Origin of the sequence: Pseudomonas helleri (assembly GCF_045830615.1) — a bacterium.
Lineage (GTDB): Bacteria > Pseudomonadota > Gammaproteobacteria > Pseudomonadales > Pseudomonadaceae > Aquipseudomonas > Aquipseudomonas helleri.
In genome coordinates this window covers 46,128-69,643 of record NZ_CP174501.1, presented here as the reverse complement: position 1 = coordinate 69,643, position 23,516 = coordinate 46,128, and the positions used below count along the sequence as shown (strand labels likewise).

Genomic DNA, 23,516 nt, shown 5'->3' with positions numbered 1-23,516 from the left:
TTAAACCTGGTTCAGACGTTCGGCGATAAAAGTGATCAGCTGGCGGGCAATCTTGCCCTTGCTGGTCTGGGCAAATACGGTGGCGTGCAGGTCGCGGTCAATCACGCTGCAGGCGTTCTCTTCGCTGTTGAAGCCGATGCTGGGGTTAGCCACATCGTTGGCCACAATCAGGTCGAGATTTTTGTCTTTCAGCTTGCGCGCGGCGTAATCGAGCAGGTGCTCGGTCTCTGCGGCAAAGCCGACACTAAAAGGGCGGTCCGGGCGCGTTGCAATGGTGGCCAGAATGTCTGGGTTACGCACCATTTGCAGCAGCAGGCCGTCGCCTTTCGTAGGGTCTTTCTTGAGTTTTTGCGGGGCAACGACTTCCGGGCGGTAATCCGCAACCGCAGCAGACGCGATAAATACGTCACACGGGATCGCAGCCTCACACGCGGCGAGCATGTCGCGCGCGCTGACAACGTCAATGCGGCTGACGCGATCAGGCGTGGGCAAATGCACGGGGCCGGTGATCAGCGTGACGCGGGCGCCCGCCTCAACCGCTGCTTCGGCCAGGGCAAAGCCCATTTTCCCGGAGCTGTGGTTGGTGATGTAGCGTACCGGGTCGATGTTTTCCTGGGTCGGGCCTGCCGTGATCAGCACGTGCTTGCCGGTCAACGCCAGGTGCTGGAAGCACTCGGCCGCGCAGTGCACCAGGTCATCGGCTTCAAGCATGCGGCCAAAACCCACGTCGCCGCAGGCCTGGCTGCCGGAGGCCGGGCCAAACACCTTGAGGCCACGGCTCTGGAGCAATTGAGTGTTGGCTTGAGTAGCCGGATCGCGCCACATGGCCTGGTTCATGGCCGGGGCGATGGCCACGGTGGCGTCCGTGGCCAGCACCAGCGTGGTCAGCAAATCATTGGCCAGACCTTGGGCCAGACGGGCGATCAAGTCTGCAGTGGCCGGGGCGATCAGCACCAGGTCGGCCCATTTGGCCAGCTCGATATGGCCCATAGCCGCTTCTGCCGCAGGGTCGAGCAAATCCAGATGAACGGGGTGTCCAGACAAGGCCTGCATGGTCAGCGGGGTGATGAACTCACTGCCGCCGCGCGTCATGACCACGCGCACTTCCGCGCCTTGGTCCAGCAGGCGGCGAACCAGCTCTGCACTCTTGTAAGCAGCAATGCCGCCGCCGACGCCCAAAACAATGCGTTTTCGATACAGCCGCTGCATAGGCCTGCCTTCTAGTTCGATGATGACTGCGCGGAAAATGGCCAAATGCCACGCAAAAATGATGGGCTAAGATAACACAGCGCTTGCTACGGAACAGCGGCGCACCCACACACGGAGGTGTCATGAGTATCAGAAATTGGCCCGCGGCCGAGCGCCCGCGCGAGAAACTTTTGGAGCACGGATCGGCCAGCCTTTCGGATGCCGAGCTGTTGGCAATCTTTCTGCGCACCGGGGTTTCGGGCAAAAGTGCTGTCGATTTGGCGCGGCATTTACTCACCGAATTCGGCAGCTTGCGCGCCTTGCTGGAGGCGGATTTGGGGGCGTTCAGTCGACAGCTCGGGCTCGGCCCCGCCAAGTTCACCCAACTGCAAGCGGTGCTGGAAATGGGCCGCCGCCACTTGGCCGAGCGTCTGCGCCGGGACTCCGCGCTAGAGAGCCCGCAGGCGGTTCGCGACTACTTGAAATCCTTGCTGCGACACGAGCCGCACGAAGTGTTCGGCTGCCTGTTTATGGACTCCAAACACCGCATGCTGGCCTTTGAAGTGCTGTTCAGAGGATCGATCGACAGCGCCAGCGTTTACCCGCGCCAAGTGGTCAAACGGGCCCTGGCGCACAACGCGGCGGCCGTTATTTTTTGTCATAACCACCCGTCCGGCAATTCAGAGCCCAGCCAGGCCGACCGCACCCTGACCCAGCGCCTCACTGAGGCGCTGGATCTGATCGAAGTGCGGGTGCTGGATCACTTCATCGTCGGTGAAGGTGAGCCGCTGTCGATGGTCGAACACGGCTGGATGTGACACTTAAGGCTTCACGCTAACCGTCGAAAAGTCCTGACGTCCAAACGGGCTTACCTGATAACCCTGTACGTCTTTACGGGTTAACGCGTAGGCCGTTGGATGTGCCAGCGGCAGCCACAAAGCCTGCTGCTGAATTTCTGCCTGAGCCTTTTGATACAGCGCGCTGCGCTTGTCCTGATCGCTGATGGTTTTGCCCTGGCTGATCAGCGTGTCGAGGGTTTTGTCGCAATAGCGGGCAAAGTTGGTCCCGGACTTCACCGCTGCACATGAAAACTGCGGCGTCAGGAAGTTGTCCGGGTCACCGTTATCACCCGCCCAGCCCATAAACAGCAGATCGTGTTCGCCCGCCTTGGCGCGGCGAATCAGCTCGCCCCACTCGATCACGCGGATATCCGCCTGAACGCCAATTTTCGCCAGATCCGCCTGCAACAACTGCGCACCCAGGCTTGGATTAGGGTTCAGGACGCTACTGGTCGGGCGCGTCCAGATCGTGGTTTTAAAGCCGTCCTTGAGGCCCGCTTTGGCCAACAACTCTTTGGCCTTTTGCGGATCATGGGCATAACCCGGCAGGTCTTTGGCGTAGCCCCAGGTGTTGGGCGGGTAAATACCGTTGGCCGCCTGCCCGCTGTTTTCGAACACCGCCTTGAGGTACGTGCCCTTATCGAACGCCAAATTGATGGCCTGACGCACTTCTGGCTTGTCCAGCGGCGGATGCTGACTGTTGATGGCCACGAATGCGGTCATAAAGGCAGGCGTTTGCGCGACGGCCAGGCTGGTGTCCTTGAGGGCCGCATCGACATCCAGCGGTTTTGGCGAGAGGGCGATCTGGCACTCGTTGCGCCGCAGTTTTTGCAGCCGCACGTTGGCATCCGGGGTGATGGCAAAAATCAGTGCGTCAACCGCAGGTTTACCGGCGAAATAGTCCGGGTTGGCCTTGTAGCGCACCACGGCATCCTTCTGGTAACGGCTGAACACAAACGGCCCCGTCCCGATCGGCTGACTGTTCATCAGCTCAGGGGTCCCCGCCTTGAGCAACTTGTCGGCGTACTCAGCCGAATAGATCGACGCAAAGCCCATGCTCAAGGCCGGCAGGAAGGTGGAGTCCGGGTGGCTGAGGGTAAAGCGCACCGTCAGCGGATCCGGGGTCTCAATCTTCTTGATCAGCTCGGGCAATTGCAGCGACTGCGCATGCGGGAAGCCGCTCTGCGCCACCTTGTGCCACGGGTTGGCCGGGTCGAGCATGCGCTCGAAGCTGAAACGCACGTCATCGGCGTTCAACTCACGCGTCGGGGTGGAGTAAGGCGTGGTGTGGAACTTGACCCCGGGGTGCAACTTGAACTCGTACACAAGGCCGTCAGGCGACACTGACCAGCTTTGCGCCAGGCCCGGCACCAACTTGGCCGCTTTGGCGTCATAGTTCACCAGGCTGTTCATCAGCACGTCTGCCGAAGCATTGGTGGTGGTGAGCGAGTTGTACTGCACTACATCGAACCCTTCCGGGCTTGCCTCGGTGCACACACTCAAGGTGGCCGCATGAGCCAACGGGCTCAGGCACAGGGTGAGCAAAAAGGGGGCAGCAGCGAGACGCATATTCTGATTCCTTTGCAAGTCGTTGGCCCATCTGCAAGTGCAGTCTGGAAAACGCCTACCCTAGTGTTCTGATTGCCAAATGACTACTTTTTAATAACACCCAATGCCCTCGGTGCCCTCCGATTCTGATTTTCAAAGACAGGGCCCGTATCGAGATTGGCCGACACCTCACCTGAAACCTTTCATCTCGCGACGAGCGGTCGCCGCACGCCCGGCATAGGCTTTACCGTGGATTGCAGCTAGAATGCGGCCTTTATTAATCACTAGAAATCACACTGCATGTTGTTGCGCTTTAGTCTTTCTGGTATAAAGCAGCGCTCTTTTCTAGGGGCCCGGTTCCTTCGTTTGTAGGTGTAGCCGGTAAGACCCTTAAAGAAACGCGGCGCCTGGCGCCAAATGACTGAGAGATTAAGCGGCCAACCCATGCCGGGTTGGGCATGTGGTTTTAGAGGGCTGAGGCATGTCGAGAGTCTGTCAAGTTACCGGTAAGGGTCCGGTGACTGGGAATAACATTTCCCACGCAAATAACAAAACCCGTCGTCGTTTCCTGCCGAACCTGCAGCATCACCGCTTCTGGGTTGAAGAAGAGAAACGTTTCGTGCGTCTGCGCGTATCTGCTAAAGGCATGCGTATCATCGACAAGCGTGGCATCACTGTCGTGCTGGCCGAAATCCGTCGCGCTGGCAAGATCTAAGGGAGCTAATCATGCGTGAATTGATCCGTTTGGTGTCGAGCGCTGGTACAGGCCATTTCTACACCACAGATAAGAACAAGCGCACCACTCCGGACAAAATCGAAATCAAAAAATTCGATCCGCGGGTTCGCAAGCACGTTATCTACAAAGAAGCCAAAATCAAGTAATTGGTTTTTCTTCTACAAAAAAGGCCCCTATCTCACGATACGGGCCTTTTTTGTTGCTTGAATCAGGCGTCTCAGGACTTCTGTTCAAACGCTACGTAAAACTTCCGACAGGGTTCAAGCACTTCCCACGTGCCTTTGAACCCCGCCGGGATGACAAAACGATCACCCGCCCGCAGGGTCTTGGCGTTACCTTCTCGGTCACGCAATACCGAAACGCCCTGCACAATTTCACAATATTCATGTTCAGTGAAATTGACCTCCCACTGGCCCACGTCGCTTTCCCACATACCGGCATTTAATTGCCCACAGTCGCTGGCGTAATGGTTATGCAAGATTTGCTCAGGGTTGCCCTTCAAGAGCTTCTCGGGGGCCGGTGTGTAACGCTCGGCCTGGGTATTAGCGGTGTTGAAGTCGACGACGTTTTCAATGCTCATTGATTGATCCCCCCGAAATAACAGCGTGATAGGCGTGAAAGCCTGAAGTCTATGTTTATTAAAACGAACAAGCCATGCTGTTTACGACCTCTCTGTCAAATATATTGAAAGTCCCCAGGACACTGGTTTAGGGTGGCGCATGCCTCGTGCCGATCATTCTGGATGATTGGCCAGCATTCCGGACACGCCACGCTACACTCGCGCTGGCGTAGGTATTTCAATCAAGAGGAGGACACTCGAATGACCACCCTGACGCGTAGTGACTGGGAACAACGTGCCCAACAGCTGAAAATCGAAGGTCGCGCCTTCATCAACGGTGAATACACCGACGCGGTCTCCAAAGAAACGTTCGAGTGCCTCAGCCCGGTCGATGGCCGCTTGCTGGGCAAGGTCGCCAGCTGCGATAGCGCAGACGCCCAACGCGCTGTAGAAAACGCGCGTGCGACCTTCGAATCCGGCGCCTGGTCCCGCCTGGCGCCAGCCAAACGTAAAGCCGTGATGATCCGCTTTGCCGGCCTGCTCAAGCAACACGCCGAAGAGCTGGCCCTGCTTGAAACCCTGGACATGGGCAAACCGATCAGCGACTCGCTGAACATCGACGTGCCAGGCGCTGCCAACGCCCTGAGCTGGAGCGGTGAGGCCATCGACAAAATTTACGACGAAGTCGCCGCCACCCCGCACAACCAGCTCGGCCTGGTCACCCGCGAAGCAGTTGGCGTGGTTGGCGCCATCGTGCCGTGGAACTTCCCGCTGATGATGGCCTGCTGGAAACTCGGCCCGGCCCTGTCGACCGGTAACTCGGTAATCCTCAAACCGTCCGAAAAATCCCCGCTGACCGCCATCCGCATCGCGGCATTGGCCGTTGAAGCCGGTATTCCTGCTGGCGTGCTGAACGTGCTGCCGGGCTACGGCCACACCGTCGGCAAGGCGCTGGCCTTGCACAATGACGTCGACACCCTGGTGTTCACCGGCTCGACCAAAATCGCCAAGCAACTGCTGATTTACTCGGGCGAGTCCAACATGAAACGCGTCTGGCTCGAAGCCGGCGGCAAGAGCCCGAACATCGTCTTTGCCGACGCCCCGGACCTGCACGCTGCGGCCAAGGCGGCGGCCAGCGCCATTGCCTTCAACCAGGGTGAAGTCTGCACCGCAGGTTCGCGCCTGCTGGTCGAACGTTCGATCAAAGACACCTTCCTGCCGCTGGTTATCGAAGCGCTCAAAGAGTGGAAGCCGGGCAACCCGCTGGACCCATCGACCACCGTGGGCGCGCTGGTCGACACCCAGCAAATGAACACCGTGCTGTCGTACATCCAGTCGGGGCACAGCGAAGGCGCCAAACTGGTCACTGGCGGCAAGCAGATCCTTCAGGAAACCGGCGGCACCTACGTTGAGCCGACCATTTTCGACGGCGTGAGCAACGCGATGAAAATCGCCCAGGAAGAAATCTTCGGCCCCGTCCTGTCGGTGATTGCTTTCGACACCGCCGCCGAAGCCATCCAGATTGCCAACGACACGCCATACGGCCTGGCCGCAGCGGTATGGACAGCAGACATCTCCAAGGCGCACCTGACTGCCAAAGCCCTGCGCGCCGGCAGCGTGTGGGTCAACCAGTACGATGGCGGCGACATGACCGCGCCGTTTGGTGGCTTCAAACAGTCGGGTAACGGTCGCGACAAGTCGCTGCACGCGTTCGACAAGTACACCGAGCTGAAATCCACCTGGATCAAGCTGTAACACAACACGTGTAACACCCTGTGGGAGCGGGCTTGCCCGCGGTACTGGCGCTTCGCTGCGCTGGCATCGCGAGCAAGCCCGCTCTCACATTGCATTGATCTTTTTTTGGAGCACAGACATGCGTTGGGCGACCTATTTTGCCGTGCTGGCCTCCGTGCTCAGCGTCGGCTTGGCGCTGGGCGTGAGCATGCCGCTGGTGTCGTTCCGCCTCGAAAGCTGGGGCTACGGCGGGTTTGCCATTGGCGTCATGGCCGCCATGCCGGCCATCGGCGTGCTGGTAGGCGCCAGCGTGGCCAGCAAGCTCGCGGCACGCGTAGGCACACCGGCCCTGATGCGTCTGTGCTTATGGGCGGGCGCCCTGTCGATCGGCTTGCTGGCATTGCTGCCCAGCTACCCGGTGTGGCTGGTGCTGCGCCTGCTGATCGGGGTGGTACTCACGGTCATTTTTATTTTGGGCGAAAGCTGGATCAACCAACTGGTGGTCGAGCAATGGCGCGGCCGCCTGGTCGCGCTGTATGGCTGCGCGTACGCCCTGAGCCAACTGTCCGGGCCGCTGTTGCTGGGCGTAGTGGGTTCAGAGGGCGATTACGGCTTCTGGATCGGCGTGGCCCTGCTGACACTGGCGCCCTTGCTGTTGCTGGGCCGCGACGGCGCGCCCGTCACTGAAGCGTATCGAGTGACTTTCAAGGACTTGCTGGAGTTCTGTCGCGGCTTGCCAGCCATTGCTTGGGCCGTGGCGCTGTTTGCCGCCTTTGAGGCGATGATTCTGACGTTGCTGCCGATCTATTGCCTGCGCCAGGGCTTTACTGCCGACATCGCTCTGGCGATGGTCAGCACCGTGGTGGTGGGCGATGCCCTGCTGCAACTGCCGATTGGCGCGCTGGCTGACCGCGTGTCACGGCGCTCGCTGTTTACCGGTTGTGCGGTCCTGCTGATGCTGTCGAGCCTGGCGGTACCTTTGCTGCTCAACACTTTGCTGATCTGGCCGCTGTGGGTGATTTTTGGCGCCAGCGCGGGCGGGCTGTTTACCTTGTCGCTGATCTTGATTGGCGAACGCTACCGCGACGACGCCCTGGTGCGGGCCAACGCCCACGTGGCGCAGTTGTGGGGCATTGGCTGCCTGATCGGGCCGCTGGCTGCAGGCGCTGGCAGCCAATGGATCAGCGGCCACGCCTTGCCGCTGTTTATGGCCGCCGGGGCATTTGGCCTGGTGATATTGGTACTGCGCCAAGGCGCATTCGGGGCGGAGCAAACCGCCACCTAGCACTACAACATCTTCTCCAGCCCAACCGTCTTGCTGAACCACGCATTTAGCCGGCGCCACCAACTGCCCGGCTCGCGGGTCAGGGTGTGCAACTGGCCGTGGTCTTCGGTCACCCAGACGATCTGCCCTTTCTCCAGCACCGGCTCATAACTCAACGCGTGCGACATACCTTGCAAGGCCAGGTCGCGCGCCTGGGCGGCCAGTTCCGGGCTGTCCACCAACACGCCGACTTCGGTGTTCCACAAACCCGAGCGCGGGTCGAAATTGAACGAGCCGATAAACGACTTTCGCTGATCGAAGATCATCGCCTTGCTGTGCAAGCTCGAATCAGAACTCAAGCCCGGCTTGAACAGGTGCAACCCGCTGCCGCCCGTACTCCCCGGCTGACGGCGCAGCTCATACAGCTTGACCCCATGTTCCAACAGCGCCTTGCGATACGGCGCGTAGCCACCGTGCACAATCGGCACGTCCGTGGCTTCCAGCGAGTTGGTCAACAAGCGCACATCAACCCCGGCATCGGCGCGCCCGGTCAGGTACACCAAGCCCGTCTCACCGGGCACAAAGTACGCCGAAATCAGGATCAGCTCTTTGTTGACCCCGGAAAGGTCCGGGGCCAATTGGGTGGTCAGCAATAAATGCGGATCCGGCTCGCCCTCCGCCAGCACCTTGCTCGGCGCATCCCACAGCGCCTGGTTCCACGCCCAGATCAACTCACTGCGCCACACGTCCAGTTGCGGATCGGTTTCGTAAGCGGCGAGCTGCTGATACAGCACCTGATGCGCCGCTTTCGACTGTTTGAGCGAAGCCTCCAGCGCGCCACGGGCCTTGGTCAACTCCACGTGGGACAGACGCGAAGAAACAAAATCGCCAATCGGCTGGCTCAGCGCGCTGTTCCAGTACTGGTCAAAGCTGTGCCCCAACTGCTCGGCCACCGGCCCCACACTGAGCAGGTCGATGTCGGTGAAGTTCAAATCCGGTTCAGCATCGAAATACTCATCGCCCAGATTGCGCCCGCCAACAATCGCCACGCTGTTGTCGGCCAGCCACAGCTTGTTGTGCATGCGCCGGTGCTGGCGCGACAGGTTGAACAGCCGCCCCATGGCCCGGGTCACGCCGGTACTGCGGCCCAGTTGCAGCGGGTTGAACAGGCGGATTTGAATGTTGGGATGGGCCGCAAGGGTCGCCAGAATGTCGTCCAGCCCATCGCTGGCAGTGTCATCCAGCAAGATGCGCACGCGCACCCCGCGATCCGCAGCCTTGAGCAATTCGTCGATCAACATGCGCGTACTGAGCCCGTCATGGACGATGTAGTACTGCAAATCGAGGCTGGTCTGCGCGTTGCGGATCAGCTCGGCGCGCGCCCAAAACGCTTCACTGCCCCTGGGCAATAAACGAAACCCCGAGCGGCCTTGATACGCCGCCGCCTGGTCCTGAATCGAACGGCCAAAGGCCGAGCCCGACGCCGGTAATGCCTGACTCGGCTCACGGTTGACTTGCACAGTGCTACACCCTCCCAGCCACAACGCGAACAGCAATATGCACAGTGATTTCAACGTGTGGTGCCCCATTAATGCTCGGCGTGATTCGTGGCTTGCGCCAACAGTGCGCTGGCAGCTTCGCCGACTTTACGCACCGCTTCTTCGATCTGGAGCGTCGGTTTGGCAGCGTAGTTCATTCGTAAACAATGACGGTACTTGCCGGACGCCGAAAAAATACTGCCCACGGCAATCTGTACGCCTTGCGCCAGCAACGCGCGGTTGAGGCGCAAACTGTCAAAACCGTCCGGCAGCTCCAGCCAGAGCAAAAAGCTGCCCTGAGGTCGGCTGGCGCGAGTGCCCGGCGGGAAATAGCGGCTTACCCAACCGAGCATCAAGTCGCGATTACGCTGGTATTGCGTGCGCATCTTGCGCAAATGGGGCTCGAAATGGCCATTTTTCAAGAACTCGGCCACGGCCAGTTGCGGGTGTGGCGCCGTTGAGCCGGTGTTGATGTATTTCATGTGCAGCACCCGCTCCAGATACCGCCCCGGCGCAACCCAACCCACGCGCAGGCCGGGGGCCAGGGTCTTGGAAAACGAACTGCACAACAGCACGCGGCCATCATCATCGAACGACTTCACAGTACGCGGGCGCGGGTAGGTGTAGGCCAGTTCGCCGTACACATCGTCCTCGATAATGGCCACGTCAAAGCGCTGCGCCAAGGCCACCAGCGCCCGCTTGCGCGCCTCGGGCATGATGTAGCCCAGCGGGTTGTTGCAACTGGGGGTGACCTGAATCGCCTTGATCGGCCACTGCTCCAGCGCCAGTTCCAGCGCTTCGAGGCTGATGCCGGTGAGCGGGTCGGTGGGGATCTCCAGCGCTTTCATGCCCAACCCCTTGAGGGTTTGCATGGCGCCGTGAAAGCTCGGCGAGTCGACCGCGACAATATCGCCCGGCTCACACACCGCCCGAATGCTGCACGACAGGGCTTCATGGCAACCGGTGGTGATCACCAGGTCCTGTGCGCCCAGCTGGCAGCCTGAATCGAGCAGCAAACGCGCGATTTGCTCACGCAGGGCCAGCACGCCGTAGACGTTGTCGTAATGCAGGCCGGGCAAGTCGAGGCGCCGACTGATTTGCGCCAAGCTACGCAGCAGCGGCTTGATGGTCGGCGTGTACACGTCCGGCATGCCGCGCCCCAGCTGTATGACGTCTTTTTGCGGCACCGAACGCACCAGTTCCAGCACCTGCTCCCACTGCGAAATCTCCACCGGACGCTGCGCCGGTTTGCCCATGCCCGGTAAAGCGGGCAACTCGCGCTCCATCGGCACGAAATAACCCGACTTGGGCCGCGGCGACGCCAGTGCCTGGTCCTCCAGCACGCGATACGCCTGCTGCACCGTGCTCAAGCTGACACCGTGCTCGACGCTCAAGGCCCGCACCGACGGCAGGCGGTCGCCGGGCCGGTAAAAGCCCTGCTTGATGCGTGTACCCAGCAACTCGGCGAGGTTGATGTAAAGGGTCATGGCGGGGCTCTTGAAAGGAGGACCAGTACAGATAGGGTAAAAACCAAGGATTCAGCGCTTAAAAGCCCGCATCTGTATGCAGTTAATAGCTGAATGCTGAATCTGTCATGGTTTTCGGCGCAAGGCCATCATGCTGACTCAATGCAATGGAGTCAAAAGGAGCTGCGCGATGAATGCCTTTAGCGATGTACACCCGAAACCTAACAGCCAGCCCACACACTTGGGACGCTGGAGTCTGTTCTGGCATCGCTCCCGCACCCGCCGCGCCTTGCGCAAGCTGGACGCGCAGCAACTGCAAGACGTGGGCTTGAGCGCCGAAGTGGCCAGACACGAAGGCCGCAAACCGTTTTGGCGCTCTTGACACAATCCCTGTAGGAGCGAGCTTGCCTCGCGAGCTTTTAAAGATCAAAAGATCGCGAGACAAGCTCGCTCCTACAGTAATCAGGCGAGTTCTTTGAGCCGGTGCCAGAGCATGCCCAGCGCCAGCAACGGCGAGCGCAGGTATTTGCCTCCCGGGAAGGTGATGTGCGGGACCTGATTGAACAGATCAAAACCGGTGCTGTGCTGGCCGCTGATGGCTTCGGCCAGCAACTTGCCCGCCAGGTGCGTGGCGTTCACCCCGTGACCGGAGTACGCCTGGGCGTAATACACGTTGGGTTGATCCGGCAGGCGGCCAATTTGCGGCAAACGGTTGGCGCCAATCCCGATCATGCCGCCCCACTGGTAATCAATCTTCACGTCTTTAAGGTGCGGGAACACGTCCAGCATCTTGGGCCGCATGTAAGCACCAATGTCCTGCGGGTCGCGGCCCGAATAATGGCAGGCACCGCCAAACAGCAGGCGGCGATCTGCTGACAGCCGGTAGTAATCCAGCGCCACGCGCTGATCGCACACCGCCATGTTTTGCGGCAGCAAGGCGTGGGCCTGCGCTTGGGTCAACGGCTCGGTGGCAATGATGTAGCTGCCCGCCGGCAGGACTTTCCCGCTGAGGTGCGGGTTCAAACCCTGAAGGTAAGCGTTGCAGCCCAGCACCAGGGTTTTGGCCCGGACCGAGCCTTGCGCGGTGTGCACACGCACTTCGGGGCCGTAATCGATACGGGTGACGGCCGAGTTTTCGAACAGTTTTGCGCCCAATTGCGCCGCAGCAGCGGCCTCACCCAAGGCCAGGTTAAGCGGGTGCAGGTGGCCCGAGCCCATGTCGATAAACCCGCCCACATAGCGATCCGAGCCCACCACGGTGTGCACTTCGTTGGCTTGCAGCAGGCGGGTTTCGTGGCGATAGCCCAGATCGCGGAGTTCTTGCGCCTCCTCGGCAAAGCCTTCGAGGTCGCGGGGCTTGTTGGCCAGGTCGCAGTAACCCCACGTCAGGTCGCAGGCGATGTTGAACCGCTCGACGCGCTGGCGGACGATCTCAACCGCCTCCAGCCCCATGAGCTTCATTTGCCGCACGCCGTCTTTGCCGATCACCCCTTCAAACTGGTCCAGGCCATGGCCGACACCGCGAATCAGTTGCCCGCCGTTACGCCCGCTGGCGCCCCAACCGATTTTATGGGCTTCAAGCAGGACCACACTCATGCCGCGCTCGGCCAGTTCCAGCGCCGTGTTCAGCCCGGAAAACCCGCCACCGACCACGCACACATCAGCCACCACGTCACCTTGCAACGCCGGATGATCAGGCTGCGGCAAGCTGCTGGCGGCGTAATAAGAGGCGGTGTGCTGGCTGCGCTGAACGGGGGCGCTCATGTGCGTAATCCTGATTGTTTATGTTTGGAAAATTTTACGGAGCATAAGCCGTGCCAATCGCGAGGGGCAAGACCGGCCGTACGGTGCTGTCTAGGCCGCAGCTTTTCAGGCAGACTCTGCGGCCTTTTCACGTGCAATGGGCAACAAATGAGCTGCAACAGTCATAAAATCCGCTTTCTCAGGCAGCAAATTCCATCGTTTGAATGCGTGCCGGGTTGCCATGACTGCTGTGGGCCTGTGACCACGTCATCGGAGGAAATGGCCCGTTTGCCGCGCAAGACCGCAGCCGAGCAAGAAGCCGCCCTGAATGAGCTGAACTGTGTGCACCTGGGGCCGAATGGCTGCACGGTGTATGACGAACGCCCGCTTATTTGCCGTCTGTTCGGCACCACGCCGACGCTGCCCTGCCCTAATGGCCGTCGCCCGCTGGAGATGATTCACCCCAGCGCGGAGAAGCTGGTGCATGAGTACATTGCCAGGACCCGTCAGGTGCTGGTTTAACGCACCGTTATTGGGCCAGGCTTGAAGTGCTTTGCCCTACGGCCAAACCGGCGCGGATCGCGGCCAATGCGGCCAGGTAGTAGGTTTTGCCGTCAGGCGACTCCGCGAACGTCACAAACTCTTCCAGCTCCGGGTCCGACAAGTCGCGGTACACGTACAGCAACGTGTTATCCAGCTCCCCTGCGATCTGCTCCATCAGCCGCTGGCGCTGGCCATTGAGCGCGCCTTGTACCTGCGTGCTGCCCAGCAGGCCAGGAATCATCGCACTCAGGCTGTCTGCTGCCACACCGGCAATGGCCAGCGTGACCTCAGCCCCTGCCTCGCTCGCTGGCAAGGCATTGGACAAATGGTTAATCAGCAACTGACGCGTGGCACTCGCCTCAACCCGCGGCAAGCCTTGCGCGTGCTTGGCCAACTGATCACGGCGGGTGGCCAACAATTCAGCGGCCACAATTTTACTGCCCAGCTCTGTCTGGAAAAAAGCCAGGGCTGGATCAGGATTCGGCAGCTTCTCGCGCATCTGCCCTTTGGCGCGCTGGTCCATCGCCTGCGCGGCAAAACGCTGGCTGCTGTTGTTGACCAGCGCCTGGTAAACCGCAGGCGGCAAGTTGTTGCGGTAGCGCTCTTGAGCGGCATTTAGGGCGTCAGTGAAATGCGCGCGTTGCTCAGGCCAACCGGCAACGGTGAATAGATCATCGAGGTGGTCTGCCCATGCGGGTAACGAACAACACATCATTAACAGTAAAAACAAGCGGCGCATGAAGGACTCCTGTCAGCTAGGCGCTATTGTCCGGGGCCAGCGTAGGACTTGTCGAGAATTCGTCTCGCCCCAGAGGCTTTAAATGACCAGATGAAATATTTCTGCGTGGCCAGCTAGACGGAGCTGTCAGATTTTCAGGCGTATCGATATTATGCGCGCCATGCAAATACCCTCTGATCACCCGCTGTTGCTACGCATCGTCGACGACCTGTACGCGCAGGGATGGTCACAGCAAAACATTTTTATGCCCGAGGCTTTGACCCTCGAACTGGCGGCTGAGTGCCATAAACGTGCAACTGAGGGCGAATTGACCCCGGCGGCCGTTGGCCGTGGCCCGGCGCAAGAGGTTCGCGAGGGTATCCGCGGCGACCATATTCAATGGCTGGAGCAGGGAGAGGCTTTAGCCTGCGACAAGTACTTAGGGTTAATGGAAAGCCTGCGAATCGCCATGAATCGCAGGCTTTTTTTGGGCCTGGAGGACTTTGAAAGTCACTTCGCGCTCTACCCGCCCGGTGCGTTTTACCTCAAGCACCTGGACCGCTTTCGCGACGACGACCGGCGCATGGTGTCGGCGGTGCTCTACCTCAATCAGTCCTGGCTGCCTGAGCACGGCGGGCACTTGCGCATGTACCTTGAGGACAGAGGCGATTACGACGTGTTGCCGACCGGTGGCTGCCTGGTGGTGTTCCTGTCAGGCGAGATCCCCCATGAAGTGCTGCCCGCTACCCGCGACCGGCTGTCATTGACCGGCTGGTTCCGACGTCGCGCCACCGAGGTGCTGCTATGAGCGCCAAAGTGCTGGTCAGCCGCTGCCTGCTGGGCCATCGCGTGCGCTATGACGGCGGCGCCAGCGGCCCCTACGACCAGTTGGCGAAATGGCAGGACGAAGGCCGCGTGATAGCGCTGTGCCCGGAAGTCGCCGGTGGCTTGCCCACCCCGCGTGCGGCAGCCGAAATTCCGGGCGGGCAAGGTGTTGACGTCCTCAGCGGCCGCGCGCCGGTCATCACCACCGACGGCGAGGACGTGACTGCAGCCTTTGTGTCCGGTGCCCAGCAGGCGCTGGAGTTGGTCAAACAGCATGGCATTCGCATTGCTATCCTCAAGGCCAACAGCCCGTCGTGTGGCAATCGACTGACCTACGACGGCAGCTTCAGCGGCACTAAGGTGGCAGGCCAGGGCGTGACCGCTGCCCTGCTCAGCGCTGCCGGAGTTCAGGTGTTCAATGAGCTGGAATTGGCCGAAGCTGCGCACGCGTTGGCCGACATTTCCTGATGGTGTAGTCGCTGCCGAAGGCTGCGAAGGTCTGCGGTAATTTGAGAAACGGGTTGCTTCGCAACCCTTCGCAGCCTGCGGCAGCGACTACAGTTTTACGGTGTGTGCGTGTAACATCCGGTGCCACTTTGCCCAGGGGATTTATATGAGCGACAAGCAGAAACCACAACCCACTGCCTCTACCGCCAACACTTCACCCGCCGAAAGTGCCGATGCGGCCTTGCACCACATCGTGGATGGTTTTTTACACTTCCATCACGAGATCTTTCCTGAACAGGAAGCCTTCTTCAAAAAGCTCGCCACGGCACAAAGCCCGCGCGCGATGTTTATTGCCTGCGCCGACTCGCGCATCGTCCCGGAACTGATCACTCAAAGTGCACCGGGCGATCTGTTTGTGACGCGTAACGTGGGCAACGTCGTTCCGCCTTACGGCCAGATGAACGGTGGCGTTTCCACCGCCATTGAGTACGCGGTGCTGGCACTGGGCGTGCAGCACATCATCATTTGCGGGCATTCGGATTGCGGCGCGATGCGCGCTGTACTCAACCCGGCCTCGCTGAAAAAGATGCCGACGGTAAAAGCCTGGCTGCATCACGTAGAAGTGGCGAAAACCATGGTGCAGGACAACTGCAACTGCGCCAACGAGTCCGAAAGCATGCACGTGCTGACGGAAGAAAACGTGATCGCCCAACTGCAACACTTGCGCACCCACCCGTCCGTGGCGTCGCGCATGGCCAGCGGGCATTTGTTCATTCATGGCTGGGTCTATGACATCGAGACCAGCGCGATCAAGGCTTACGACGCCGACACCGGCACTTTCCGCCCGCTGGACGGGACCAACCCGATCCCGAGCGCAACGCCTAAAGCCCGGTTTTAACCCCGGACGGCAGGAGCGGGCCTCGCGATCTTTTGCTCGTTAAAAGATCACGAGGCAAGCGAGGGATTACAACGACAGGCCGACGCCCAATTGCTTGGACAGGCACGGCCAACGCTTCCACGCAGCCCCTGTGTCCGGGCTGGTGAGCTTGCCGCGATAGGCTTCAACCGACTCCAGCGCAAAGCTTTCTTCATCGAGCAGTTCATCCAGCGCGTGATGCACAGCCTCATCGAGCTGGTTGGCAAACTCTTCACCCACCAATTGGTGCGCGATCAGGTTGGCCACGGTCATGTCCAGCGGGATCAACGGCTGGTGAAAGTGCTTGATGTAGAGATCGTTGACCTCTTCAACCAACCGATGCGCCAGGTACGCTTCGTCGAGCAAGCCTTCTAGCCCTTCATGACCGTCCAGCAGTGATGGGGGCTGAACAAAAAACTGCTCGGCAATTTTCAGCACAGGCTCGATCTGTGATTCGATACCCGCCTCGCGAGCGACCGCATGGGCTGCATCAAGCAAGTCCGGCACCTGGTCGATATAGGCGCTGACAAAACGGGTCATCACCGCGTTCCGATCGGAGTCAGGTAGCTGAATCGCCGAATGCAGGTGGGGAAGGCGGGTCGTCAAATGCTGGGTGAGCAGGCCACTTTTGGCATCAAGTTCTTGGGCACGCGAGATCTGCGCGCGAATATCGGCGGTGTTCATGGGAACTCCAAGGGGGGGCGCTGAATCAGGGAAGTGCTTTAAAAGACGCTCACTGCAAAAGAGGGCCTTTTTTTCAGGGGGCGTATTGTCGGTCATTTTTTAATCGGGCAGTGAGTGCCATTTGTCGCGGGGGTCAGGTTTTCATTTTGGGCGCGCATCTTAACCGATCAGTGTTGTACCGTGGCAATGCGCCACAGGCTCCTACCCCAGCCTTCACGTACGCTGTCTTCTCGCGTTGTTTATCGACCACTACGTTGTGATGAACCTATGACTAAAACCCAAAGAAACGTCTTTATCCTGGTCGCGCTGCTGGCGTTGATCATGGGGCTGATCTTCAACAGCCTGATGTCGCGAAACAGCCAGGGCAACAACACGGCACTGACCGAGGCCGGGATTATTCTGCTGCCACAAAGTCGCCATCTACCGGCCATCACCCTGACCAACCAGGACGGCCAGCCGGTGCTCATCAATGAGCTGAAGGACAAGTGGAGCCTGCTATTTTTTGGCTACACCTACTGCCCGGACATCTGCCCGACCACGCTTTCCCAGTTGCGCCAGATCAAAAGCGAGCTGCCAAAAGCGGTCCAGGACAAGCTGCAAGTGGTGCTGGTGAGTGTCGACCCGAACCGGGACACCCCGCAGCAGCTCAAAAAATACCTGAGCTACTTCGACCCGCAATTTGTTGGCCTGACGCCGGGATCAACCGAGCAACTGCAAACATTGGCGAACGCCGTGAGCATTCCGTTTATCCCGCCAGATACCAGCAAGCCGAACTACACCGTGGATCACAGCGGTAACCTGGCGCTGATCGGGCCGGACGGCACTCAGCGTGGTTTTATCCGCGCGCCGTTCAACACCCAAAAGATGGTCGCCCAGTTGCCGGGGCTGGTAAATCGGTAGGAGCGAGCTTGTCTCGCGATCTTTTGATCTTGATCTAAGAGCCCCCTCACCCTAGCCCTCTCCCGAAGGAGAGGGAACCGATTGAGGGATGCTGAAGATACTCGGTGGCCTGGTTGTTGCGCGACTGCACGGCATCGAAGACGGGGCGGCAGCTCCAGGCAATGCTTAGAACGCCGGCAGGATGGCGCCTTTGTACTTCTCAAGAATGAAGGCTTTCACTTCTGGTGTGTGCAGGGCAGCGACCAGCTTTTTCATGTCTTCAGAGTCTTTGTCGTCCGGGCGTGCAACCAGGATGTTCACGTAAGGCGAGTCGCTGCCTTCAATGACCAGTGCGTCTTTTTCCGGGTTCAGCTTGGCTTCCAGCGCGTAGTTGGTGTTGATCAGCGCCAGATCAACCTGGGTCAGCACGCGTGGAATCGTCGCGGCTTCCAGCTCGCGGAATTTCAGGTTTTTCTTGTTTTCAACGATGTCTTTTGGCGTCGACAGGATGTTTTTCGAATCCTTGAGCTTGATCAACCCCGCCTTGTCCAGCAGCAACAGCGCACGGCCGCCGTTGGTGGCATCGTTCGGGATCACCACGGTGGCGCCGTCTTTAAGCTCATCAAGCTTTTTGTATTTGCTGGAGTACGCGCCCAGCGGCTCAAGGTGCACGGCCGCTACGCTGACGAGGTTAGTGCCTTTGGACTTGTTGAACTCATCCAGGTAAGGCTGGTGCTGGAAGAAGTTGGCGTCCAGACGCTTTTCCGCCACTTGTACGTTGGGTTGAACGTAGTCAGTGAACACTTTGACCTTGAGGTTCACGCCCTCTTTAGCCAGAGCCGGCTTAACGAACTCCAGGATCTCAGCGTGAGGGACCGGAGTCGCCGCCACCGACAGATCACCTGCGTGGGCAGAAAATGCCGCTACAGCGGCCACAGCAGCAAATAACTTCTTCATTCAACAGCTCCTTGTGAACACCTGACTCCAGGTATCTGCCAGCACAGCGCTGGCTATTATGTGTTTAAAGCGAGGCCTTACTTGCGCGAGAAGTGCACCACCAGCCGATCGCCGACGGTTTGCAGAATCTGCACCAGAATCAACAACAGCACCACCGTGACAATCATCACGTCAGTCTGGAAACGTTGGTAGCCGAAACGAATCGCCAAATCCCCGAGGCCGCCCGCACCCACCACACCCGCCATGGCGGTGTAGGACACCAGCGTAATCGCGGTCACGGTAATCGCTGCAAAAATGCCCGGGCGGGCTTCTGGCAGCAAGGCGCTGGTAATGATCTGACGGGTGCTGGCGCCCATCGACTGGGTGGCTTCGATGATGCCACGGTCAACTTCGCGCAAGGCCGTTTCTACCAGACGGGCGAAGAACGGGGTTGCACCGACCACCAAAGGCGGAATCGCACCCGCGACGCCCAGCGAGGTGCCGGTAATCAACACGGTGAACGGGATCATCACGATCAGCAGGATGATGAACGGCAACGAACGCAGAATGTTCACCAGCAGCGACAGCAGGGCGTACACGGTTTTTTGTTCAAACAGTTGGCGCGGGCTGCACAGAAACAGCAACACGCCCAGCGGCAGGCCCAGCAGGATGGTGAACAGCAGCGAGCCGCCGAGCATCATCAGGGTATCGCCGGTGGCCAGCCAGATTTCGAACCAATCGATATTGGTGAAAAAGCTCAGTAAAGAGTCCATTAACGCAGTACCTCCATATGGACGTCAGCCGCGGTAAAGCGGGCGAAAGCGGCGTCCATGTCGCCACCGGTGATGGCGAGGGTCAGTTGCCCGTAGGGGGTGTCTTTGATGCGGTCGATCCGACCCGCCAGGATGCTGTAGTCCACACCCGTTTCGCGGGCGATGGTGCCCAGCAGCGGCGCGTAGGTGGCCTGGCCCTGGAACGTCAGGCGCACAATGCGCCCCGGCACATGAGCGAAATCATCGCGCTGCTCGCCTTCGTCGATCTGCTCGTCTTCCTGCACAAAACGCTTGGTGGTCGGGTGCTTGGGGTGCAAGAACACCTCGGCCACCGGGCCTTGCTCGACGATCACGCCAGCGTCCATCACCGCCACTTCGTCACACACACGGCGGATCACATCCATCTCGTGGGTGATGAGCACGATGGTCAGCTTCAGCTCGCGGTTAATTTCAGCCAGCAATTGCAGGACCGACGCCGTGGTTTGCGGGTCGAGCGCGCTGGTGGCTTCGTCACACAGCAAGACTTTTGGCTTGGTGGACAAGGCACGGGCAATGCCCACGCGTTGTTTTTGACCGCCTGACAGCTGCGCCGGGTATTTCTTGGCGTGGTCTGACAGGCCCACGCGCGCCAGCAACTCGGCAACCCGTTGGTCGATTTCACTGCGGGACAATTCGCCCGCCAGCGTCAGCGGCATCGCCACGTTGTCAGCCACGGTCTTGGACGCCAGCAGGTTGAAGTGCTGGAAGATCATCCCGACTTGCTGACGGAAACGCCGCAGGCCATTGGCATCCATGGCGGTCACGTCTTCGTTGTCGACGATGATCTGCCCGCCGCTCGGTGTTTCGAGGCGGTTGATCAGGCGCAGCAATGTACTTTTACCCGCGCCGGAATGGCCAATCAGGCCAAATACCTGACCGCTCTCAACACGCAAACTCGTGGAGTGCAGGGCGGGAATGTCCTTACCGGCGACCCGGTAAGTTTTATGAACGTTATGAAACTCAATCACGTAGCGAACCTTGTGGGGCGCGTAAATAGAAGATCAGCGGTTAGCCGGGCGCGCATTTTAGCCTGTCCTTATAGAGGTTCTTAGCATTTATTTGAGCGAAGACCTTTGATTTGGCGATAAGACGACTGATGGTCAGAAATAAGGAACGACCACAACAGACGCCAGTCAGTACTAACAGCACCTCACATCCCGCAACGGGATATATGTCCAAGAAGCCCAGCCCGTGGGGCTTTCATCAACAAGGAGCTTAGTCTGATGAGTAGCAAAAAACCGTCTTCACCCAAGAGCCAGATGGCCGGCACCGACACCTTGGATCGTGGCAACACGAACGTCAAATTGGAAAACCTCGAAGCCTTCCGCGACGATGCGACCCAACAGGCGCTCAGAACCAATCAAGGCGTGAAGATTGCGGACAACCAAAACACCCTCAAAGCAGGGGCGCGTGGCCCGTCACTGCTGGAAGACTTCATCATGCGTGAAAAGATCACGCATTTTGACCACGAGCGAATCCCGGAGCGCATCGTCCACGCACGCGGCACCGGCGCTCACGGCTATTTCCAGACCTATAAAGCCCACAGCGCCCTGACCAAAGCCGGTTTCCTGCAAGATCCGGATAAAAAAACGCCGGTATTCGTGCGCTTTTCGACCGTTCAGGGACCCCGTGGCTCGGGCGATACCGTGCGTGACGTGCGTGGGTTTGCAGTCAAGTTTTTTACCGATGAAGGCAACTTCGACTTGGTCGGCAACAACATGCCGGTGTTCTTTATTCAGGACGCGATCAAGTTTCCTGACTTCGTGCACGCGGTCAAACCCGAACCCCACAATGAAATGCCCACCGGCGGTTCGGCGCATGACACCTTCTGGGATTTTGTCTCGCTAGTGCCGGAGTCTGCGCACATGGTCATCTGGGCGATGTCCGACCGGGCGATCCCGAAAAGCCTGCGCAGCATGCAGGGCTTTGGCGTGCACACCTTCCGCTTCATCAACGCCGAGGGGAAATCACATTTCGTTAAATTCCACTGGCGCCCTAGCGTAGGGACTTGCTCTCTGGTGTGGGACGAAGCTCAAAAGCTCGCCGGTAAAGACACCGATTACCATCGGCGTGATCTGTGGGAGTCGATTGAAACCGGCGATTATCCGGAATGGGAATTCGGCGTACAGATCATTGCTGAGGAAGACGAGCACACGTTCGACTTCGACATTCTTGATCCGACCAAGCTGATCCCCGAAGAACAAGTGCCGATTACACCGCTGGGCAAGATGGTGCTTAACCGCAACCCCGATAACTTTTTTGCGGAAACCGAACAGGTGGCGTTCTGCCCTGGGCATATCGTGCCGGGCATCGACTTCTCTAACGACCCGCTGCTGCAAGGCCGTCTGTTTTCGTACACCGACACGCAAATCAGCCGCTTGGGCGGGCCGAACTTCCACGAGATTCCGATCAACCGCCCTGTCTGCCCTTTTTCCAACAATCAGCGCGACGCTCAGCACCGCAGCACGATCAATAAAGGCCGTGCGTCTTACGAGCCCAACTCCATTGATGGCGGCTGGCCGAAAGAAACCCCGCCCGCTGCGCAAGACGGGGGCTTTGAGTCGTACCCGGAGCGCATTGACGCCAACAAAATACGTCAGCGCAGCGACTCGTTCAGCGATCACTTTTCCCAGGCCCGGCTGTTTTTCAACAGCATGAGCAAACATGAACAAGAGCACATCATCGCGGCCTACAGCTTTGAATTGGGCAAGGTTGAGCGCGAACACATCCGCGCACGCCAGGTGGATGAGATCCTGGCCAACATCGACCTTGAGCTGGCGCGACGCGTCGCTGAAAACCTGGGGCTGCCCGCACCGAAGGCGGGCACTGTGCCTGCGCGCAAAACCAGCGTCAGCGCTTCGCCCGCGCTGAGTCAGGCCAACTTGCTGCCGGGCAATATCAAAACCCGCAAAGTGGCCGTGCTGGCCGCCAACGGTGTCGAGGGAAAAGCCATTGAAGCGCTGAAAAAGGCACTGACCGCGCAAGGCGCCCACGCTAAATTGCTGGGGCCGACGTCTGCACCGGTCAAAACAGCAGAAGGCAAGCTGCTGAACGTGGACGGTTCGATGGAAGGTTTGCCGTCAGTGGCCTTTGACGCCGTGTTTGTGCCGGGAGGCGCAGAGTCGATCAAAGCACTGAGTGGCGACGGAGTGGCGCTGCATTACCTGCTGGAAGCCTACAAGCACCTCAAGCCCATCGCCGTGCACGGCGAAGCCAGACAGCTGCTGGATGTGCTGCATTTGCAGGTGGATGACGGGTTGTTGGCGATCAAGGACGCTCAGGACCTGAAGGCGTTTTTTGCAGCCATTGCGCAGCATCGCGTTTGGGCACGGGAACCGAAGGCCAAGGCTATTCCGGCTTAAGGGGTAGACGCCTGGCCGTTGCCCAAGTGCTATTAGCGCTTGGGTAACGGCCACGCTCTTTATTCAGGCTTGCTGGGCGTCAGCACCACTTGCGCAGGCACATGGCGGATGATCTGACGCTCAAGGCTCAGGTCAAAGCCGGGGTCGAGCTTTTTCACGCGTTTGCTGATCAACGTGGCCAGCCACGGGTAATCAGCGGTGCGTGGCACCTGCAGGCTGACGGCGCACTGATAATTGACAATGTCTTGCGCGATCAAATCCAGTTGATGGCGAAGTTTGCCAATATCGGTGATGTTCAAGGTAACTGTGGTGAACGGCGCCGCCGGGTCAATAACCTTGGCCGCTGGTCGCGCTTCCGCCGCCTTGAGTGCTGCTTCGGCTTTATCCAGCTCGGCCTTGCGCGCCTGGGTGATGGCGCTGTTGACGCCACCGGTCAGGGCCGGGGCTTTAGGCATTAAGGCCCGTGCACGGCTCAAGGCCGTCGCAGCGGCGTTGACATCACCCTTTTGCAGCACGATCTGGCTGCGTTGCAGGTAAGCCTCCGCCAATTGGCGCTGGTACTGCACCAACTGCGGGTCATCCGGGGTTTGGGCCTGTAAGGCGGCCAACTGATCTTCGGCGGTCGCGAGTTCGCTGCTGGCCAGGTTTTGCTCCAGCTGTGCAATGGCACCGGCACGCGCTTGCTCGACCTGATTGACGGCCGTTGGCGTGCTTTGGCAGGCCCCCAGCAGCAAGGAAAATGCGGCCAGGAGCACATAACGTGAGTTAAACAGCTTCAT

At 59.4% G+C, this 23,516-nt stretch carries 24 protein-coding genes; 12 read left to right on the top strand and 12 right to left on the bottom strand.

What is annotated here, in order from left to right; all coding sequences use genetic code 11:
• Complete coding sequence (coaBC, locus tag ACJJU9_RS00355) at positions 1–1,209, bottom strand: bifunctional phosphopantothenoylcysteine decarboxylase/phosphopantothenate--cysteine ligase CoaBC (RefSeq protein WP_048372415.1); 1,209 nt, start codon at positions 1,207–1,209, stop codon at positions 1–3.
• A 122-nt stretch (positions 1,210–1,331) separates the two neighbouring features.
• Between coaBC and radC the strand changes: the two genes are divergently transcribed.
• Positions 1,332–2,006 (top strand): RadC family protein, encoded by a 675-nt coding sequence (radC, locus tag ACJJU9_RS00350; RefSeq protein ID WP_048372417.1) that lies wholly within the window; start codon positions 1,332–1,334, stop codon positions 2,004–2,006.
• 3 nt (positions 2,007–2,009) lie between these two features.
• Here the strand turns inward: radC and ACJJU9_RS00345 are convergent, their stop codons facing one another.
• Positions 2,010–3,596 carry an ABC transporter substrate-binding protein gene (locus tag ACJJU9_RS00345; protein WP_407729818.1) on the bottom strand — a complete coding sequence of 529 codons (1,587 nt, stop codon included), beginning with the start codon at positions 3,594–3,596 and terminating at the stop codon, positions 2,010–2,012.
• Positions 3,597–4,056: 460 nt separating this feature from the next.
• Between ACJJU9_RS00345 and rpmB the strand changes: the two genes are divergently transcribed.
• Entirely contained in the window at positions 4,057–4,290 is a 234-nt protein-coding gene (rpmB, locus tag ACJJU9_RS00340) for a 50S ribosomal protein L28 (protein ID WP_019410280.1), read from the top strand.
• A gap of 11 nt (positions 4,291–4,301) precedes the next feature.
• Positions 4,302–4,457, top strand: coding sequence for a 50S ribosomal protein L33 (gene rpmG / locus ACJJU9_RS00335; RefSeq protein ID WP_003437824.1), 156 nt, complete (start codon positions 4,302–4,304; stop codon positions 4,455–4,457).
• A gap of 71 nt (positions 4,458–4,528) precedes the next feature.
• On the opposite strand, the gene ACJJU9_RS00330 is transcribed toward rpmG, so the two are convergent.
• Entirely contained in the window at positions 4,529–4,891 is a 363-nt protein-coding gene (locus tag ACJJU9_RS00330) for a cupin domain-containing protein (RefSeq protein WP_048372427.1), read from the bottom strand.
• A gap of 240 nt (positions 4,892–5,131) precedes the next feature.
• Between ACJJU9_RS00330 and ACJJU9_RS00325 the strand changes: the two genes are divergently transcribed.
• Positions 5,132–6,625, top strand: coding sequence for an aldehyde dehydrogenase (locus ACJJU9_RS00325; RefSeq protein WP_048372429.1), 1,494 nt, complete (start codon positions 5,132–5,134; stop codon positions 6,623–6,625).
• Between the two features lie 118 nt (positions 6,626–6,743).
• On the top strand, positions 6,744–7,889 hold the full coding sequence (locus ACJJU9_RS00320) for an MFS transporter (RefSeq protein WP_048372432.1): 1,146 nt from the start codon (positions 6,744–6,746) through the stop codon (positions 7,887–7,889).
• A gap of 2 nt (positions 7,890–7,891) precedes the next feature.
• Here ACJJU9_RS00320 and ACJJU9_RS00315 read toward each other — a convergent pair whose 3' ends face one another.
• Positions 7,892–9,457 carry a phospholipase D family protein gene (locus tag ACJJU9_RS00315; protein WP_048387088.1) on the bottom strand — a complete coding sequence of 522 codons (1,566 nt, stop codon included), beginning with the start codon at positions 9,455–9,457 and terminating at the stop codon, positions 7,892–7,894.
• The gene (locus ACJJU9_RS00310; RefSeq protein WP_153372468.1) at positions 9,457–10,893 is read right to left on the bottom strand and encodes a PLP-dependent aminotransferase family protein; all 1,437 of its coding nucleotides are present in this window, start codon (positions 10,891–10,893) and stop codon (positions 9,457–9,459) included. Before ACJJU9_RS00310 ends, ACJJU9_RS00315 begins: the two co-directional genes overlap by 1 nt.
• A 169-nt stretch (positions 10,894–11,062) precedes the next feature.
• Between ACJJU9_RS00310 and ACJJU9_RS00305 the strand changes: the two genes are divergently transcribed.
• A complete protein-coding gene (locus ACJJU9_RS00305) occupies positions 11,063–11,254 on the top strand; it encodes a DUF1127 domain-containing protein (protein WP_256677163.1) in 192 nt (63 codons plus the stop codon).
• Positions 11,255–11,334: 80 nt separating this feature from the next.
• Here ACJJU9_RS00305 and ACJJU9_RS00300 read toward each other — a convergent pair whose 3' ends face one another.
• The gene (locus tag ACJJU9_RS00300) at positions 11,335–12,636 is read right to left on the bottom strand and encodes an NAD(P)/FAD-dependent oxidoreductase (RefSeq protein WP_407729817.1); all 1,302 of its coding nucleotides are present in this window, start codon (positions 12,634–12,636) and stop codon (positions 11,335–11,337) included.
• Between the two features lie 147 nt (positions 12,637–12,783).
• Here ACJJU9_RS00300 and ACJJU9_RS00295 point away from each other — a divergent pair, with 147 nt between their 5' ends.
• Positions 12,784–13,137 (top strand): YkgJ family cysteine cluster protein, encoded by a 354-nt coding sequence (locus ACJJU9_RS00295; protein WP_407729816.1) that lies wholly within the window; start codon positions 12,784–12,786, stop codon positions 13,135–13,137.
• A 7-nt stretch (positions 13,138–13,144) separates the two neighbouring features.
• Here ACJJU9_RS00295 and ACJJU9_RS00290 read toward each other — a convergent pair whose 3' ends face one another.
• Positions 13,145–13,897 carry a hypothetical protein gene (locus ACJJU9_RS00290; protein WP_407729815.1) on the bottom strand — a complete coding sequence of 251 codons (753 nt, stop codon included), beginning with the start codon at positions 13,895–13,897 and terminating at the stop codon, positions 13,145–13,147.
• Between the two features lie 151 nt (positions 13,898–14,048).
• On the opposite strand from ACJJU9_RS00290, the gene ACJJU9_RS00285 reads away from it, so the two are divergent.
• From ACJJU9_RS00285 to ACJJU9_RS00275, 3 genes are all read left to right on the top strand, one after another.
• Positions 14,049–14,684, top strand: a complete 636-nt coding sequence (locus ACJJU9_RS00285) for a 2OG-Fe(II) oxygenase (RefSeq protein WP_048372446.1) — start codon at positions 14,049–14,051, stop codon at positions 14,682–14,684.
• Positions 14,681–15,169 (top strand): DUF523 domain-containing protein, encoded by a 489-nt coding sequence (locus ACJJU9_RS00280; protein ID WP_407729814.1) that lies wholly within the window; start codon positions 14,681–14,683, stop codon positions 15,167–15,169. The genes ACJJU9_RS00285 and ACJJU9_RS00280 overlap by 4 nt, the downstream gene beginning before the upstream one ends.
• A 145-nt stretch (positions 15,170–15,314) precedes the next feature.
• Positions 15,315–16,046, top strand: a complete 732-nt coding sequence (locus ACJJU9_RS00275; RefSeq protein ID WP_048372451.1) for a carbonic anhydrase — start codon at positions 15,315–15,317, stop codon at positions 16,044–16,046.
• 66 nt (positions 16,047–16,112) lie between these two features.
• On the opposite strand, the gene ACJJU9_RS00270 is transcribed toward ACJJU9_RS00275, so the two are convergent.
• Positions 16,113–16,748: a hypothetical protein gene (locus tag ACJJU9_RS00270; protein WP_407729813.1), complete on the bottom strand. Its 636-nt coding sequence runs from the start codon at positions 16,746–16,748 to the stop codon at positions 16,113–16,115.
• Positions 16,749–17,015: 267 nt separating this feature from the next.
• On the opposite strand from ACJJU9_RS00270, the gene ACJJU9_RS00265 reads away from it, so the two are divergent.
• The gene (locus ACJJU9_RS00265) at positions 17,016–17,648 is read left to right on the top strand and encodes an SCO family protein (protein WP_407729812.1); all 633 of its coding nucleotides are present in this window, start codon (positions 17,016–17,018) and stop codon (positions 17,646–17,648) included.
• 165 nt (positions 17,649–17,813) lie between these two features.
• On the opposite strand, the gene ACJJU9_RS00260 is transcribed toward ACJJU9_RS00265, so the two are convergent.
• The 3 genes from ACJJU9_RS00260 to ACJJU9_RS00250 all read right to left on the bottom strand — a co-directional run bounded on the left by ACJJU9_RS00260 (position 17,814) and on the right by ACJJU9_RS00250 (position 20,343).
• Complete coding sequence (locus ACJJU9_RS00260; RefSeq protein WP_153327584.1) at positions 17,814–18,584, bottom strand: MetQ/NlpA family ABC transporter substrate-binding protein; 771 nt, start codon at positions 18,582–18,584, stop codon at positions 17,814–17,816.
• A 77-nt stretch (positions 18,585–18,661) separates the two neighbouring features.
• The gene (locus ACJJU9_RS00255; RefSeq protein ID WP_048372458.1) at positions 18,662–19,336 is read right to left on the bottom strand and encodes a methionine ABC transporter permease; all 675 of its coding nucleotides are present in this window, start codon (positions 19,334–19,336) and stop codon (positions 18,662–18,664) included.
• Positions 19,336–20,343 carry a methionine ABC transporter ATP-binding protein gene (locus ACJJU9_RS00250; protein WP_048387105.1) on the bottom strand — a complete coding sequence of 336 codons (1,008 nt, stop codon included), beginning with the start codon at positions 20,341–20,343 and terminating at the stop codon, positions 19,336–19,338. Before ACJJU9_RS00250 ends, ACJJU9_RS00255 begins: the two co-directional genes overlap by 1 nt.
• 201 nt (positions 20,344–20,544) lie before the next feature.
• On the opposite strand from ACJJU9_RS00250, the gene katE reads away from it, so the two are divergent.
• On the top strand, positions 20,545–22,737 hold the full coding sequence (gene katE / locus ACJJU9_RS00245) for a catalase HPII (RefSeq protein ID WP_323370029.1): 2,193 nt from the start codon (positions 20,545–20,547) through the stop codon (positions 22,735–22,737).
• A 59-nt stretch (positions 22,738–22,796) separates the two neighbouring features.
• Here katE and ACJJU9_RS00240 read toward each other — a convergent pair whose 3' ends face one another.
• On the bottom strand, positions 22,797–23,516 hold the full coding sequence (locus ACJJU9_RS00240; RefSeq protein WP_048387110.1) for a PA5502 family lipoprotein: 720 nt from the start codon (positions 23,514–23,516) through the stop codon (positions 22,797–22,799).

Coding starts and splice junctions, on each gene's coding strand:
- coaBC (WP_048372415.1), bottom strand. CDS start 1,209: ATGCAGCGGCTGTATCGAAAACGCATTGTTTTGGGCGTCGGCGGCGGC.
- radC (WP_048372417.1), top strand. CDS start 1,332: ATGAGTATCAGAAATTGGCCCGCGGCCGAGCGCCCGCGCGAGAAACTT.
- ACJJU9_RS00345 (WP_407729818.1), bottom strand. CDS start 3,596: ATGCGTCTCGCTGCTGCCCCCTTTTTGCTCACCCTGTGCCTGAGCCCG.
- rpmB (WP_019410280.1), top strand. CDS start 4,057: ATGTCGAGAGTCTGTCAAGTTACCGGTAAGGGTCCGGTGACTGGGAAT.
- rpmG (WP_003437824.1), top strand. CDS start 4,302: ATGCGTGAATTGATCCGTTTGGTGTCGAGCGCTGGTACAGGCCATTTC.
- ACJJU9_RS00330 (WP_048372427.1), bottom strand. CDS start 4,891: ATGAGCATTGAAAACGTCGTCGACTTCAACACCGCTAATACCCAGGCC.
- ACJJU9_RS00325 (WP_048372429.1), top strand. CDS start 5,132: ATGACCACCCTGACGCGTAGTGACTGGGAACAACGTGCCCAACAGCTG.
- ACJJU9_RS00320 (WP_048372432.1), top strand. CDS start 6,744: ATGCGTTGGGCGACCTATTTTGCCGTGCTGGCCTCCGTGCTCAGCGTC.
- ACJJU9_RS00315 (WP_048387088.1), bottom strand. CDS start 9,457: ATGGGGCACCACACGTTGAAATCACTGTGCATATTGCTGTTCGCGTTG.
- ACJJU9_RS00310 (WP_153372468.1), bottom strand. CDS start 10,893: ATGACCCTTTACATCAACCTCGCCGAGTTGCTGGGTACACGCATCAAG.
- ACJJU9_RS00305 (WP_256677163.1), top strand. CDS start 11,063: ATGAATGCCTTTAGCGATGTACACCCGAAACCTAACAGCCAGCCCACA.
- ACJJU9_RS00300 (WP_407729817.1), bottom strand. CDS start 12,636: ATGAGCGCCCCCGTTCAGCGCAGCCAGCACACCGCCTCTTATTACGCC.
- ACJJU9_RS00295 (WP_407729816.1), top strand. CDS start 12,784: ATGAGCTGCAACAGTCATAAAATCCGCTTTCTCAGGCAGCAAATTCCA.
- ACJJU9_RS00290 (WP_407729815.1), bottom strand. CDS start 13,897: ATGCGCCGCTTGTTTTTACTGTTAATGATGTGTTGTTCGTTACCCGCA.
- ACJJU9_RS00285 (WP_048372446.1), top strand. CDS start 14,049: ATGCGCGCCATGCAAATACCCTCTGATCACCCGCTGTTGCTACGCATC.
- ACJJU9_RS00280 (WP_407729814.1), top strand. CDS start 14,681: ATGAGCGCCAAAGTGCTGGTCAGCCGCTGCCTGCTGGGCCATCGCGTG.
- ACJJU9_RS00275 (WP_048372451.1), top strand. CDS start 15,315: ATGAGCGACAAGCAGAAACCACAACCCACTGCCTCTACCGCCAACACT.
- ACJJU9_RS00270 (WP_407729813.1), bottom strand. CDS start 16,748: ATGAACACCGCCGATATTCGCGCGCAGATCTCGCGTGCCCAAGAACTT.
- ACJJU9_RS00265 (WP_407729812.1), top strand. CDS start 17,016: ATGACTAAAACCCAAAGAAACGTCTTTATCCTGGTCGCGCTGCTGGCG.
- ACJJU9_RS00260 (WP_153327584.1), bottom strand. CDS start 18,584: ATGAAGAAGTTATTTGCTGCTGTGGCCGCTGTAGCGGCATTTTCTGCC.
- ACJJU9_RS00255 (WP_048372458.1), bottom strand. CDS start 19,336: ATGGACTCTTTACTGAGCTTTTTCACCAATATCGATTGGTTCGAAATC.
- ACJJU9_RS00240 (WP_048387110.1), bottom strand. CDS start 23,516: ATGAAGCTGTTTAACTCACGTTATGTGCTCCTGGCCGCATTTTCCTTG.